The sequence below is a fragment of the Pseudomonas sp. P7779 genome (assembly GCF_013386315.1).
GTDB lineage: Bacteria > Pseudomonadota > Gammaproteobacteria > Pseudomonadales > Pseudomonadaceae > Aquipseudomonas.
Genome location: NZ_JACARZ010000021.1, coordinates 17,237 through 32,289 on the forward strand (window position 1 = coordinate 17,237; position 15,053 = coordinate 32,289).

Sequence of the window (15,053 nt, forward strand, 5' to 3'; positions counted from 1 at the left end):
GGATGAGTGATATCTCGGCCACCAAGTGCGAGCTCTATCACCCTGATCTGTCAGGCCAGGAGCTGGAGGCGATTAAAAGTACGAAGCGCTCAGCATTGGAAACCTACAGCGTTTCACAACTTTGGTCGGTGGCATGGACTGAGTAAATTGGTCAGGCGCTTCGCTCGTGAATTATTCAGCCAGTTGTTTGAATTGCCTCGCCAACTCCAACACGACTCGGCCGCTATTCGCGGTGGGCACCAAATGGGTAAAGGGAATATCGATCATCCGGTTCTCCCGCACCGCCCGCAAACGCGACAGCACCGGGTCGGTGGTCAGCAACTGACGTTTGCGGCTGGCCGGTGACCACAGCGCATCTGCCAGCAAAATCACATCCGGGTCACTCATCAGCAGGGTTTCGCTGCTCACGGTGACGCGGTATTGGTTGATCCCGGCAAATAAATTGCGCGCACCAGCAGCCGCCACCAACGTGGTGACAAAACCACGCCGACCCTCGCTGTCCAACCCGTTGACCTCACTGTCCAGGTAAAACACCGACAGCGGTTTACCCTCACCAGCCAGCGCCTGGGCACTGGCCAGGTCGGCGTCCATGGCATCGCTCAACGCCCGCGCCCGTTGCTGTTTGTGCACCAGGGCGCCGAGGGTAAACAGGTCGTTGCGAATATGCCCGAAGTAATCCAGCGAGTGCCCGTCGCACGCCGACTCCAGCAAGTACGACCCAACCCCGTTGCCTGCCAACCCTGTGCGGGAGGTGACACCAGTGCCAAAGGCAGTGGCGAATCCACCGACCACCAGATCCGGTTTCTGCGCATAGAGCACTTCGCTGGACGGGTACTTGGGCGCAATCACCGGCACGCCGAAATACTCGCCGTGTCGGTGGGCCACACCGTTGTCATCCAGATACGCCACGCCCACCAAGGCCGGGCCGACATCCAGCGCCAACAGCAGGTCTGCGGCATGCTGGTTGAGGGCCACGATGCGCGAAGGCGGTGAGTGGGCGGCGGTCCAATCCTGGTTGCAGTTGCGAAAGCTGTCGGCCAATACCGATGGCGCGCAGAGCAGGGCGCCCAGCAGCAGCCACGAGGCCTTCATGGGCGCTCCTTGATCAGCAGATCCTCGACGACTTCGCCGCCCACCAGATGCACTTCCACCAGCCGTTGCACATCGTCTTTGTTGTGCACGCCGTACCAGCAAGTGTCCGGGTACACCGTCACGATTGGCCCCAGGTTGCACGGGAACTGGCAGTGGGTGCGTGTCAGCAGCACGCCGCCAGGCTTTTTGATGCAGTCGTGTTGCAGCAGGTGGCGGCGCAGGGTTTTCCACAGTTGCAGCGCGCCACGCTGCGTACAGCGTGGGCCAGTGCACAGGAACACGTGACGGGCGTGGTCAGGCACGTGGGACCAGTCCGGATGAGTTTCCACGGGCGTACTCATCAGAAGCGATACGTGTAGCGTACTTCGGAGGTGAACGGCCGCCCGAGGTTGTCGACGTTGCTGGCGCGGCTGGTGACGTAGTCGCGGTCGAACAGGTTCTCTACCAGCAGGCTCACGCGGTGTTGGTGGGCGTTGTCGAGGTAGCGATAGGCGTCGGCATCCACCACGGTGTAGTTGCCGTATTCGACCTTTTTCGAGCTGACGATATCGCCGATGTAACGCACGGCGGTGCCGGCGCCCCACAGGCGGTCCGCCGATTCATAGCCGACCCGCGAGCGGGCGAAGAAGCCCGGGATATCGTTGATGGTGACACCCGCACGGGACTCGGTGAGGTTGCGGGTCATGTCGGCCTGCACGCTCCATTGTTCATTGAGCTGCAGCTTGGCGTCGGCCTCGAAACCACGCATCTGGATCTGCCCCTGGCCGTTGACCCACTGGATATCGTCCAGGGTGATCAGGTCGGTGATCTTGCGTTTGAACAGCGTGACGCTGGCGCTGAAGTCCCGGGCCAGCAGGCTGCCCTTGTAGTCGATGCCCAGTTCGGCGTTGCGGCTCTTCTCCGGCTTGAGGTTGCGGTTGCCTTTCTCATCGTCTTCGTTGACGAACAGTTGCTCGGCGTTTGGCAGTTTGTAGGCAGTGCCGTATTGGCCGCGCAGGGCCCAGTTGTCGTTGAGGTCGTAGAGCGAAGTGAGCATGCCGACAGTGGCGCTGTCGCCGCCGCTCATGGCTTCGTGGCGTACGCCGATGCTCGGGTGCCAGTTCGGCAGGGCTTCAATATTCGGGCGCAGTTGGGTGTACAGCGCGTGGGCCTGGGCCTTGTTGTCGTCGATGATCAATACATCGTCCTGGCCCTTGAACCACTGGTTGTCGGAACCGAATACCAGCACATGCTCACCGGGCAACACGGCCTTGCCTTCGGCCTGCACGCCCCAGTCGGTGAAGCCCCAGTAGTCGTTGTGGTTGATGACCCGGGTGCCGCCGCCTTCGATATTGTTGATGCGGGTATAGCGTGTGTCCCAATCGTTGATATGACCTTTGACGAAGTAGCTCAGGCGCTCGTTGAGGGTTTGCTCGAAGGTGGCCGTGGCGATTTGTTGCACGCGGTCGTTGGTGGTCTTGTGGTTGTCCACCGGCCGGGCGAAATCGAGGTTGGCGTCGGCGTACTGGTAAAACAACTCAAGGCGCGTGTCATCGCCAAACGACTGGATCGCCTTGGTGCCGAAGGTGGTGACTTCGTAGGAGCGTTTCTTGTCGCTGACGTTTTTCATGTCGCGGTTGCGAAACGGCTGGTAGCCCTCGGAGACGTTGCGGCTGACGTAGGCCAGCAAGCCAAGATCGCCGAAACCGTTGTTGAAGATCTTCTCGACCCGGGCATCGCCGGTGGTGCCGCCGAAGGTGTCTGCGCCCAGGTTCACCTCGCCGGACGCCTCGCGGGTTTGCGGGCTGCGGGTAACGATGTTGATCACCCCCGACACCGCCTGGGTGCCGAACAGCAGGCTCTGGCCACCCTTGAGCACTTCGATGCGCTCGATGGCGTTGGCGGGCAGGGTGTCCAGGTACAGGCCGCCGTACAGGCGGTTGTTCAGGCGCACGCCGTCCAGCAGGATCAGCGTGTCGTCGTTGCGTCCACCCAGCAGGGAATAGGTGCCGTAGTCGAACGGGCCGTTCTTGGGGGCCACGTAGAGGCCGGGGATGAACATCTGCATCACGCGCGACACATCGGCGGCGGGGCCGGCGCGTTCAATCTGTTCGCGGGTGACGATCTCAACCTTGCTGCCGTACTGGGCCATGTCGGCCACGGTGGTGGATTCCACCGACGGTGCGGAAATGATCTGCTGCTTGAGCTCAAGGGGAGGGTCGTCGGCCAGCAGCAGGGGGCTGAACAGGCAGCCGAGCAGCAGGCTGGGCACGGAAGTAGTGTAAGGTCGAATCATAGTCTTCTCGGAAAAGTATCTTTCGCGAAAAGCACGCACGAGTAGGCACCGAGCACACGCCAATACCGGCCCATGCCCGCCCACCGCAGGATTTTGCCAAACAGAATTCCAGGCCGGTCTCCGGGCTCACGCGTATGGACACCTTCACCTTCCCATGGCGCGCAGGCCACAGTGGTGTGTCGAAGGGGTCACGCGTCTACCGTTGCGGGGGCAGCACCGGACTGGCTCGAAAAGAGCGGCACCGGTTTCCCGTTTCACCCCATGCACGGCGGCATGAGGCACCTGAAACAGGCCGGCATCTGAACATTCGAAAGACCGTTCGTCAACTTGGCGGGTACTTTTCCGGCGGTTGCCAGGGAAGCGACTGACGGATATTGCCAGAAAATTCCCACAGGAGTACAAATGTACTCCATGAAGAATCTAACGCCCCGCCGTACCGCCATCCTGACCTTTATCCGCGACCGTATCGCGCAGCAAGGCCAGTCCCCCAGCCTCGCCGAGATCGCCGAGGCGTTCGGCTTTGCCTCCCGCAGCGTGGCGCGCAAGCATGTGCTGGCGCTGACCGAGGGCGGCTTTATCGAGGTCAACCCGAACCAGGCTCGCGGCATCCGCCTGCTCAATCAACCGGCGCGGCCGGAGCTGCTGGATATTCCGGTGCTCGGCCGGGTGGCCGCCGGTTTGCCCATTGGCGCCGATGCCGAAGTGCACAACCGTCTATTGCTCGACCCGGGCATGTTCGCGAAAACCCCGGATTACCTGCTGCGGGTGCAGGGCGACTCGATGATCGAAGACGGCATCCTCGATGGCGACCTGGTGGGCGTACGCCGCAGTGCCGAGGCCTTGAACGGGCAGATCGTGGTGGCACGCCTGGACGGTGAAGTCACCATCAAACGTTTCGAACACGTGGGCGAGCGCGTGCGCCTGCTGCCGCGCAACCCCGCCTATCAACCCATCGTGGTGCGGCCCGATCAGGACCTGGCCATCGAAGGGGTGTTCTGCGGCCTGGTGAGGCAAGGCTGATGGGCGCCGTCGTTGCACTGGACTCGCTGTTCAATGGCGGCCGGGTCTGGAAAGGCCGGCCCGCCGCGCCGCCGGCCAGCGTCCATCCCACCGGGCTTGCGGCCCTGGATGCGGTGCTGCCCAGCGGTGGCTGGCCGGAAGCGGCATTGAGCGAAATCCTGATGGCGAAGGAGGGCGTGGGCGAGTTGCAGCTGGTGTGGCCGACCCTGGCACGGTTGGCGGCGGCCGGTGAGCGCATCGTGCTGGTGGCGCCGCCCTACACGCCGTACCCCCACGCCTGGCAAAACGCCGGGGTGGATGTGCGCCAGCTGTCAGTGATCCAGGCCGATGAACGCGATGCCTTGTGGGCAGTGGAGCAATGCCTGCGTTCCGGCAGCTGTGGCGCGGTGCTGTGCTGGCCGCGCAAGGCCGATGACCGCGCCTTGCGCCGCTTGCAGGTGGCGGCGGAAACCGGCCAGACCCTGGCCTTTGCCTGGCGCTCCTTGAACGAGGCCATCAACCCGTCACCGGCCGCGTTGCGCCTGGCGGTTGAGGCGAGCCCTGCGCAAGTGCGGGTGCTCAAGTGCCGGGGTGGCCTGGCCCATCCCGCGCCCATTGCGCTTGGGCACTGAGGTTGGCATGCGCTGGGTGTGTATTGTGTTCCCGCAATTGGCGCTGGACGGGGTGCTGCGTTCGCGCCCCGAACCGGACCAGCCGTTGGCCCTGCTGGCCGGCACGCCGCAGCGGCGGGTGCTGCAAACCGTCAATGACGCCGCGCGCAAACTCGGCCTGCGCCCCGGCCAGTCGCTGACGGCGGCCCATGCCTTGACCAAGGCGTTCGCCTGCGCCGAATACGACCCGGCGCAGATCGAATACTGGCAGCAGTTTCTCGCCGCCTGGGCCTACCGTTTCAGCTCCCAGGTCAGCGTGTTCTACCCACGGGCGTTGCTGTTCGAGATCGAGTCGAGCCTGGGCCTGTTCGGGCCCTGGCCGTTGCTCGAAGCACGCTTGCGCAAGGAGCTGACCGAACTGGGGTTTCGTCATCGCATCGTCGCCGCGCCGAACCCGGCGGCGGCGCGGATATTGGCGAATGCCTACGACGGCCTGGCCGTGGCCGATGAGCAATACCTGCAACACGCCCTGGCACCGATCCCCATCGACCGCGCCGGCCTCGACCCGCAAGCCGCCAGCGCATTGTCGCGCATGGGCTTGCGCACCCTGGCCCAGGTGCAGGCGTTGCCTCGGCATACCCTGGCCCGGCGCTTCGACGCTGCGCTGCTCAAGCACCTAGATGCACTGTGCGGCCAACGGCCCCTGGCGCTGGCGTTCTACCAGCCGCCGGACCGGTTTGATGTGCGCATCGAGCTGAATTTTGATGTGTTGTCCCACCAGGCCTTGCTGTTTCCCTTGCGCCGTTTGACTGGCGACCTGTCGGCGTTCCTGTGTGGCCGCGACAGTGGCGTGCAGCGTTTTGACCTGCACCTGGAGCACGCGGCCGAGCCCGACAGCGTGATCAAGGTCGGCCTGCTCAGCGCCGAGCGTGACGCGGCGATGCTGTTCGAACTGGCCCGTGGGCGCCTGGAGCAAGTGCAAGTCACCTCGCCGGTGCGCGGCTTTCGCCTGGTGGCCGAGGACCTGCCGGTGTTTGTGCCCCAGCGCCAGGACCTGTTCGACGAGCGCCCGCAACAAACCCTGCCGTGGGAACAACTGCGCGAACGCCTGCGGGCGCGGTTGGGGGACGAAGCGGTGCAAGGCCTGCGCTTTCACGCCGACCACCGCCCAGAATGCGCCTGGCAAGCCGGTGCTGATCTTCGCCCGTGCTCACCCTCAAACAACGTGCAACGCCCGGGCTGGTTGTTGCATGAACCGACGCCCCTGGCCGAGCAGGGTCTACACATCCTGATGGGCCCGGAGCGCATCGAATCCGGCTGGTGGGATGGCGCCGATGTGCGCCGCGATTATTACCTGGTGCGCACCCGTGCCGGCCAGCAAGGCTGGGCCTACCGCACCGTGGGCGAGAGCGGCACGCTGTGGCTGCAAGGCTGGTTCGCATGAAGTACGCGGAGCTGCATTGTCTGTCCAACTTCAGTTTCCAGCGGGGCGCCTCCAGTGCCCGCGAGCTGTTTGAACGGGCCAGGCAGCAGGGTTACGAGGCGCTGGCCATCACCGATGAATGCACCTTGTCGGGCATCGTCCGTGCCTGGCAGGCAGCCAAGGAAGTCGGGTTGCCGCTGATTATCGGCAGCGAGATGCGCCTGGAAAACGGCCCGAAGCTGGTGCTGCTGGTGGAGAACCTGGAAGGCTATCAACACCTGTGCCGGCTGATCACCATTGCCCGTCGCCGTGCGGGAAAAGGCCACTACCGCTTGCTGCAGGAAGACTTCACCGCGGTACACGGCTTGCTCGCGTTATGGATGGTCGAAGACACCGACACCCAGGCCCATATCCAATGGCTGTGCAGCACCTTCACCGATCGCCTGTGGCTGGCGGTGGAACTGCATTGCGGCCAGAACGATGCCCGTCACCTTGAGCAACGCCTGAACCTGGCCGCCAGCCTGCACCTGCCGGCGGTGGCCTGCGGCGATGTGCATATGCATGTGCGCGGTCGCCGTGCGTTGCAAGACACCATGACCGCAATCCGTCACCACGTCCCGGTGGCCGAAGCCGGCGCGCGCCTGCATCCCAATGGTGAACGGCACTTGCGCAGCCTCGATGCATTGGCCGCGCTGTACCCGGCGCACTTGCTGGAAGAGTCCCTGAACATTGCCCGGCGTTGCACCTTTGACCTCGGCCAATTGCGCTATCAATACCCCAGGGAGTTGGTACCTGAAGGCCAGGATGCAAAATCCTGGTTACGCACCTTGACCGAGCAAGGCATCGCCCAGCGTTGGCCGAAAGGGGTCGACGCCAAGACCCTCCAGCAGATCAATAACGAACTGGAACTGATCAGCGACCTCGGCTACGAAAGCTACTTCCTCACCGTACACGACATTGTGCGCTTCGCCCGCAGCCGTTCGATCCTGTGCCAGGGCCGTGGCTCGGCGGCCAACTCGGCGGTGTGTTTTGCCCTGGGCATCACCGAGATCGACCCGAGCCTGATGAACATGCTGTTCGAGCGCTTCCTGTCTCGTGAACGCAACGAGCCGCCGGACATCGACGTGGACTTCGAGCACGAACGCCGCGAAGAAGTGCTGCAATACGTCTTCCAGCGCTACGGTCGTACCCGCGCCGCGTTGACGGCGGTGGTCAGCAGCTATCACGGCGCCGGCGCGGTGCGCGACGTGGCCAAGGCCCTCGGGTTGCCGCCGGATCAGGTCAACGCCCTGGCCGACTGTTGTGGGCGCTGGAGCGACGAAGCACCGCCCCTGGAACGCTTGCGCGAAGGTGGTTTCGACCCCGACAGCCCGGTGCTGCGCCGGGTGCTGACCTTGACCCAACAACTGATCGGCTTCCCCCGGCACCTGTCCCAGCACCCCGGCGGCTTCGTGATTTCCGAACACCCGCTGGACACCCTGGTGCCGGTGGAAAATGCCGCCATGGCCGAGCGCACCATCATCCAGTGGGACAAGGACGACCTCGACGCCGTGGGCCTGCTCAAGGTGGACATCCTCGCGCTGGGCATGCTCAGTGCGATTCGCCGCTGCTTCGACCTGCTGCGCCGCCATCGCAACCGGGACCTGAGCCTGGCTTCGGTGCCCAAGGAAGATGCGGCAACCTACGCGATGATCAGCAAGGCCGACACTATCGGCGTGTTCCAGATTGAGTCGCGGGCGCAGATGTCGATGTTGCCCCGCCTGCGACCGGAAAAATTCTACGACCTGGTCATTGAGGTCGCCATCGTGCGGCCGGGGCCCATCCAGGGTGGCATGGTGCATCCGTACCTGCGGCGGCGGAACAAGGAGGAAGAAACCACCTACCCGTCGCCGGAACTCAAGTCAGTACTGGAGCGCACCCTGGGCATCCCGCTGTTCCAGGAACAGGTCATGCAGATCGCTATGGTCGCCGCCGATTACACACCCGGCGAAGCCGACCAACTGCGCCGTTCCATGGCCGCCTGGAAACGCCACGGCGGCCTCGAACCCCATCAGCAACGCCTGCGCACCGGCATGCTGAAAAACGGCTACAGCGAAGCCTTCGCCGCGCAGATCTTCGAGCAGATCAAGGGCTTTGGCAGCTATGGTTTTCCCGAGTCCCACGCCGCCAGTTTCGCCTTGCTGACCTATGCCAGTTGCTGGCTCAAATGCCATGAACCGGCAGCGTTTGCCTGCGCCCTGATCAACAGTTGGCCCATGGGTTTCTACAGCCCCGACCAGATCCTGCAGGACGCCCGTCGCCATCATTTGCAGATCCGCCCGGTGGATGTGCAGGCCAGTGACTGGGATTGCAGCCTTGAGCCGATCGAAGGCCAGCAACCGGCGATTCGCATGGGCTTGCGCATGATCTCCGGGTTTCGCGAAGAGGATGGCCGGTGTATCGAAATGGCGCGCCAGGCCCGGGCGTTTTTTGATATTGCCGACTTGGGCGAGCGTGCCCAATTGGACACTCGCGCCCAGGAACTGCTGGCGGATGCCGGTGCCTTGCGCGGCCTGGCCGGGCATCGGCACCGGGCGCGTTGGGAGGTGGCCGGGGTGCAGAAACAACTGGGCCTGTTTGCCGGTATCGCCAGCCCGGAAGAGGCGGTGGTGGAGCTGCCGCAACCGACAGTCGGCGAAGATTTGTATGCCGACTACGCCAGCGTCGGCACCACCCTGGGCCCACACCCGTTGGCGCTGTTGCGCGATGAACTGCGCGCGCGGCGTTGCCGCAGTTCCAGGGAATTGCTGCGGGTTGAACATGGCCGCAACGTCAGCGTCGCCGGCCTGGTCACCGGTCGACAACGCCCGGGCACGGCCAGCGGCGTTACCTTCGTCACCCTGGAAGATGAGTTCGGCAATATCAATGTGGTGGTCTGGCGCGATTTGGCCGAGCGCCAACGCCAGGCGCTGGTGGGCTCGCGGTTGCTCAAGGTGGATGGCCGCTGGGAGGCGGTGGGCGAGGTTCGGCACCTGATCGCCGGGCGCTTGACCGACCTGACCCCGTTGCTGTCGGGCATCAGTGTGCGCAGCCGGGACTTTCGCTGAGTCGGCCCTTGCTCCTTCCTGCCGGCATAAGCAATATGCGATGAAACCAACCGCCACTGCCGGGCTCAAAGTTTTCATCGCCGCCCACCTTTTATCTTTTGCAGAGCCGACCGATGCAGTTTTTATCCAATACCCACGGCTGTGAGGGTTGGGCTGGGGAAATGGCCCAGAGGATTCGTGCTTTCGATTGGTCCACCACCGACCTCGGCCCGATGAGTGCCTGGCCCTCCAGCCTGACCAGCGCCGTGCAGATGATGCTGGCATCGCCCATGCCCATGGTGATGCTGTGGGGGCACGCCGGTTACATGATCTACAACGACAGCTATTCGGTGTTTGCCGGCGGTCGCCACCCTTATCTGCTGGGTGCGCCGGTGGAACTGGGCTGGCCGGAAGTCGCCGACTTCAACCGCAATGTGGTCGACACCTGCCTGGCCGGCGGCACCTTGTCCTACCGCAACCTGCCCCTGGAACTGTTGCGCGACGGCCGCCCGGAAGAAGTCTGGATGGACCTGTATTACAGCCCCGTGGCCGGTGACGACCAACGACCGGCCGGGGTCCTGGCGATTGTGGTGGAGACCACCGAACATATGATCTCCGAGCGCCTGCGCCAGGAACTCACCCACAACCTGGAGCAGCGCGTGGCCGCGGAGGTTCAGGCCCGTTCCGCTGCCGAAGAACAGTTGCGTCAATCACAGAAGCTGGAAGCCATCGGCGGCCTGACCGGCGGCGTGGCCCACGACTTCAACAACCTGCTGCAAGTGGTCGCCGGCAATCTGCACCTGCTGGCCCGGCATGAGCCGGACAACCCCCAGGTGCAGCGCCGGGTCAGCGCCGCCATCGCGGCAGTGGAACGTGGGGCCAAGCTGACCTCGCAACTGCTGGCCTTCGCCCGTCGCCAGCCATTGTCACCGGCGGTGTACAACCCGCTGCGCATCTATGAAGGCCTGGGCGAGCTGCTGCAGCGGGCGCTGGGAGAAACCATCCACATTGATGTGCAACTGCCCCAGGATCCATGGTGCATTAACGTCGACCGCAACCAACTGGAAAACGCACTGCTCAACCTGGCGATCAACGCCCGGGATGCCATGAAAGGCGAGGGCGTGATTCGGATCACCGGCGAAAACATTATTCTCAACCCTCCGGATTGCGCCGGTAAAAGCATCAACCCCGGTGAATATGTGCGCCTGGCCGTCGCCGACAGCGGCGCCGGCATGTCACCAACGATCCTGGCACGGGCCTTCGAACCGTTTTTCACCACCAAGCCGAATGGCCACGGTACCGGCCTGGGCCTGAGCATGGTGTTCGGGTTCGTGCGCCAAAGTGGCGGGCATGTTGAGGTCGAGAGCGTGGAGGGCAGCGGCACCGTGGTGCAGATGTATTTCCCGCGCAACCTGGGAGAGCCGGAAAACCACGATGCGCCCGTCGAGCTCACACAACCCACCGGCGGCCAGGAGACCATCCTGGTGGTGGAAGACAACGAAGGCGTACGTGCGGCTGCGGTGGAATTGCTTGAACAGTCCGGCTACACCGTGCTTACCGCCGAAGATGGCGACCGGGCCATGCTGATGCTCCAGGCCGGCCTGCAACCGGACCTGATTTTTACCGACGTCGTGATGCCGGGCCGGGTCAAAAGCACCGACCTGGCCAAGTGGGCGCGAGAGCAAGTGCCGGCGATAGCGGTGCTGTTTACCTCCGGGCATACCCGCGACATCCTTTCCAGCAACCACCTGCTGGGCACCGACATTCACCTGCTGAGCAAACCCTATGGCCCGGATGAATTGGCGCAACGGGTGCGCTCGGTGCTGACCTCACGAATGATGTGACGGATGGAGATCCAGCCAGCAACACCAAACCACTTTGGGAGCCGGGCTTGCCCGCGATGGTGGAGTGTCAGGCACCCCATCCGGTAACTGGCACACCGTCATCGCGGGCAAGCCCGGCTCCCACAGTGGATCTTCACTGCCTTGAACACACCGATAAGGTTACCCATGACTTCCCAGCGCAACCTGCCACCAGACACCTCACTCACCTCCCAACGCCCTGGCTTCGTGCGGGTGCGGGGTGCACGGGAACACAACCTGCGCAACGTCGACGTGGACATCCCCCGCGACGCCCTGGTGGTGTTCACCGGCGTGTCAGGCTCCGGCAAGTCCTCGCTGGCATTCTCCACCGTCTACGCCGAAGCCCAGCGGCGCTACTTCGAATCCGTGGCGCCCTACGCCCGCCGCCTGATCGACCAGGTCGGCGTACCGGACGTCGACTCCATCGAAGGCCTGCCGCCCGCCGTGGCCTTGCAACAACAGCGCGGTACACCCAGCACACGTTCATCAGTGGGCAGCGTCACCACCTTGTCCAGCCTGATCCGCATGCTCTACTCCCGCGCCGGCAGTTACCCGGCGGGGCAACCGATGCTGTACGCCGAAGACTTTTCCCCCAACCTGCCCCAGGGCGCCTGCCCGCAATGCCACGGCCTGGGCCGCGTGTACGAAGTGACCGAGGCCCTGATGGTGCCCGATCCTTCCCTCACCATCCGCCAACGCGCCGTGGCGTCCTGGCCGTTGGCATGGCAAGGCCAGAACCAGCGCGACATCCTCGTCACCCTGGGCTACGACGTCGACATCCCGTGGCGCGACCTGCCGAAAAAGCAGCGCGACTGGATCCTCTTCACCGAAGAAACCCCCACCGTACCGGTGTACGCCGGCTTCACACCTGCCCAAACCCGCGACGCCCTCAAACGCAAACTCGAACCCAGCTACCAGGGCACCTTCACCGGCGCCCGCCGCTACATCCTGCACACCTTCACCCACTCCCAAAGCGCCCTGATGAAAAAGCGCGTGTCGCAGTTCATGCAAGGCAGCCCATGCCCGCTGTGCGAAGGCAAACGCCTGAACAAGGCCGCGCTGTCGGTGAAATTTGCCGGCGTGGACATTGGCGAACTGTCGCAAATGTCTCTGCTGCAACTCGCCGAACTGCTGCGACCGGTGGCCGAAGGGCAGGGCGATAAAAAGCTCTCCGTGGAAAAACGCCTGGCCGCCCAACGCATCGCCCAGGACCTGCTCGAACGCGTCAGCACCCTGACCGACCTCGGCCTGGGCTACCTGGCCCTGGAACGCAGCACACCAACCCTGTCCTCCGGCGAACTGCAACGCCTGCGCCTGGCCACCCAACTGGGCTCGCAACTGTTCGGCGTGATCTACGTGCTCGACGAACCTTCCGCCGGCCTGCATCCCGCTGACGGCGAAGCCCTGTTCGCCGCCCTCGACCGCCTGAAGGCCGCCGGCAACTCACTGTTCGTGGTGGAACACGACCTGGAAACCATGCGCCGGGCCGACTGGCTGATCGACGTCGGCCCGGCTGCCGGTGAACACGGCGGCCAGGTCCTGTACAGCGGCCCACCCGCCGGCCTGGCGCAGGTCGAAGCCTCGCAAACCCGCGAATACCTGTTCGCCGAAAAACGCCCGGTCAGCCAACCACCGCGCCAACCCACCGGCTGGCTGAGCCTGGAAGGCGTCACGCGCAACAACCTCAACGACCTCAGCGTGGACTTTCCCCTGGGCTGCTTCACCGCCGTCACCGGCATTTCCGGCTCGGGCAAATCCAGCCTCGTCAGCCAGGCGCTGTTGGAACTGGTAGGCGCAGGCCTGGGCCGCGTGGTGGAAACCGAAGACGAACCCAGCCTCGAAGACGACGCCCCGCAAACCAGCGGCGGCCGCATCAGTGGCGGCCTGGAACACATCCGCCGCCTGGTCCAGGTGGACCAAAAACCCATCGGCCGCACACCGCGTTCCAACCTCGCGACCTACACCGGCCTGTTCGACAATGTACGCAAACTGTTCGCCGCCACACCGGCGGCGAAAAAGCGCCATTTCGACGCCGGGCAATTCTCCTTCAACGTCGCCAAAGGCCGCTGCCCGAACTGCGAAGGCGAGGGGTTTGTCAGCGTTGAATTGCTGTTCATGCCCAGCGTGTACGCGCCATGCCCGACGTGCCACGGAGCGCGGTACAACCCGGAAACGTTAGCAATCAAGTGGGAAGGGCTGACCATCGCCCAGGTGCTGGGGCTGACGGTTGAACAGGCGGTAGAGGTATTTGCTGAAGAGCCGGGTGTGCTGCGCTCGCTGCAAGTGCTGCGGGATATTGGCTTGGGTTATTTGCGCCTTGGCCAGCCGGCGACCGAGTTGTCAGGCGGGGAGGCGCAGCGCATCAAGCTGGCGACCGAGCTGCAACGCAATGCCCGGGGCGCGACGTTGTATGTGCTGGATGAACCGACGACCGGGCTGCATCCGCGGGATGTGGATCGGTTGTTGAGCCAGTTGAATCATCTGGTGGAGGCGGGGCACACGGTGATTGTGGTAGAGCATGAAATGCGTGTGGTGGCGCAGAGTGATTGGGTGATTGATATTGGGCCGGGGGCTGGGGACAGAGGCGGGAAGGTGGTGGTGAGCGGGACGCCGCAGAAGGTGGCGAAGAGTAAGGGGAGCCGGACTGCGCCGTTTTTGGGGCGGGAATTGGGATAGCTAATGGCCGGAAGGGGTCTATTCATGGCTTTGCTCTCTAGCGTTCGGCACCTGGCGGGTGACCAAAGTAGGCCTTGTAGGCATGGTTGAAGTTAGCGGGATTGGCATAGCCCAGGCGGTAGGCGATCTGCGCCACCTGCCACTTGCGCTGACGAAGCAGATTGCGCGCAAGCTCCATGCGTTGCTGGCGCACATAATCCAGCATCGACTGGCCGTAGATTTGACTGAACGCCCTGCGCAACGTGGTTTCCCCCACACCCAGGCGCCGGGCCAGCGCTTGAGTGCCGGGAGGGTCGATGAGGTTGGCATCCAGTTGAAACCGCGCTTCATGGGCCAGGTCTGAATGACCGCGTACCGCAGGTATTGGCCTGGCAGGTTGAGGGGCAAGATGGGCTGCCAGCTCCACCAGCGCTGCCAGGCTCAGGCTTTCCTGATTAAGGCGCTCCAAGGCGCCTTGGTAGGGAGAGTGATATATCCGCTCCAGCAAACGCCCCAGTGCCGGGCACCCGTGCAGTCCCGAAAATTGAACGCCGTCATTGAGCAGGCTGAGTAACGGCTGGAGCGCCGAGTCTTCTTCGGCCAGCTCGCGCAAATAATCGCCTGCGATGCGTAGCCCGGCCATGCGCGCATGACTGCCGGCGGGCAGTTGATCGACGGTTTCCATGCTCTCACTCAGGCCCAGCACATGGACTGCGCCCGTGGTGTATTCATTGAGCACACCGTCGACCCGATGCTGCCACTGGCCGCCGAGCACCTGCACGATGCACACACTGTCGGGCAATACCTTGTGGATCTTCAGCGGCTCGGGGAACTGCAAGTCACAGTCGAAATACTGCAGGTCTGGCCGAACGGTCCGTGCGCGGTAGTGGCCGATGGCAGAACCAATAACCTGACGAGCGCTGTCGTCGAATACGCCGGCCTGGTCCAGGGGACCCGGGTGATCGAAGCAGAAGTGTGTGTCGAGATAAGGATTCTGGCGTTTCATCGAGAAGGGTTTGAGTCATGTCCTTATGTGTTCGCGCCATTGTACCCCGTCACTCGTCGTTGTGA

General features: G+C 63.7%; 10 protein-coding genes and 1 riboswitch. Of the genes, 6 read left to right on the forward strand and 4 right to left on the reverse strand.

Annotated features, from left to right (window positions below; genetic code table 11):
* Positions 1-171: 171 nt before the first annotated feature.
* The 3 genes from HX869_RS08065 to HX869_RS08075 are packed head-to-tail and all read right to left on the reverse strand — an operon-like array spanning position 172 to position 3,367.
* Positions 172-1,092, reverse strand: a complete 921-nt coding sequence (locus tag HX869_RS08065) for an ABC transporter substrate-binding protein (protein WP_177019852.1) — start codon at positions 1,090-1,092, stop codon at positions 172-174.
* Positions 1,089-1,421, reverse strand: a complete 333-nt coding sequence (locus tag HX869_RS08070; protein ID WP_178902960.1) for a (2Fe-2S) ferredoxin domain-containing protein — start codon at positions 1,419-1,421, stop codon at positions 1,089-1,091. Before HX869_RS08070 ends, HX869_RS08065 begins: the two co-directional genes overlap by 4 nt.
* A gap of 11 nt (positions 1,422-1,432) precedes the next feature.
* Positions 1,433-3,367: a TonB-dependent siderophore receptor gene (locus HX869_RS08075; RefSeq protein ID WP_178902961.1), complete on the reverse strand. Its 1,935-nt coding sequence runs from the start codon at positions 3,365-3,367 to the stop codon at positions 1,433-1,435.
* Between the two features lie 93 nt (positions 3,368-3,460).
* Positions 3,461-3,668, reverse strand: a riboswitch (cobalamin riboswitch).
* Between the two features lie 101 nt (positions 3,669-3,769).
* Between HX869_RS08075 and lexA the strand changes: the two genes are divergently transcribed.
* The 6 genes from lexA (at position 3,770) to uvrA (ending at position 14,003) form a co-directional block, all read left to right on the forward strand.
* Positions 3,770-4,387, forward strand: coding sequence for a transcriptional repressor LexA (gene lexA, locus HX869_RS08080; RefSeq protein WP_003210482.1), 618 nt, complete (start codon positions 3,770-3,772; stop codon positions 4,385-4,387).
* On the forward strand, positions 4,387-4,998 hold the full coding sequence (gene imuA, locus HX869_RS08085; RefSeq protein ID WP_008432576.1) for a translesion DNA synthesis-associated protein ImuA: 612 nt from the start codon (positions 4,387-4,389) through the stop codon (positions 4,996-4,998). Before lexA ends, imuA begins: the two co-directional genes overlap by 1 nt.
* 7 nt (positions 4,999-5,005) lie before the next feature.
* Entirely contained in the window at positions 5,006-6,421 is a 1,416-nt protein-coding gene (locus tag HX869_RS08090; protein WP_177049833.1) for a DNA polymerase Y family protein, read from the forward strand.
* Entirely contained in the window at positions 6,397-9,486 is a 3,090-nt protein-coding gene (locus tag HX869_RS08095; protein ID WP_372865199.1) for an error-prone DNA polymerase, read from the forward strand. The genes HX869_RS08090 and HX869_RS08095 overlap by 25 nt, the downstream gene beginning before the upstream one ends.
* 113 nt (positions 9,487-9,599) lie before the next feature.
* Positions 9,600-11,309: an ATP-binding protein gene (locus HX869_RS08100; RefSeq protein WP_178902963.1), complete on the forward strand. Its 1,710-nt coding sequence runs from the start codon at positions 9,600-9,602 to the stop codon at positions 11,307-11,309.
* A gap of 165 nt (positions 11,310-11,474) precedes the next feature.
* The gene (gene uvrA, locus HX869_RS08105; RefSeq protein WP_177028437.1) at positions 11,475-14,003 is read left to right on the forward strand and encodes an excinuclease ABC subunit UvrA; all 2,529 of its coding nucleotides are present in this window, start codon (positions 11,475-11,477) and stop codon (positions 14,001-14,003) included.
* Positions 14,004-14,040: 37 nt separating this feature from the next.
* Here uvrA and HX869_RS08110 read toward each other — a convergent pair whose 3' ends face one another.
* A complete protein-coding gene (locus tag HX869_RS08110) occupies positions 14,041-14,988 on the reverse strand; it encodes an AraC family transcriptional regulator (protein ID WP_177022073.1) in 948 nt (315 codons plus the stop codon).
* Positions 14,989-15,053 lie beyond the last annotated feature (65 nt).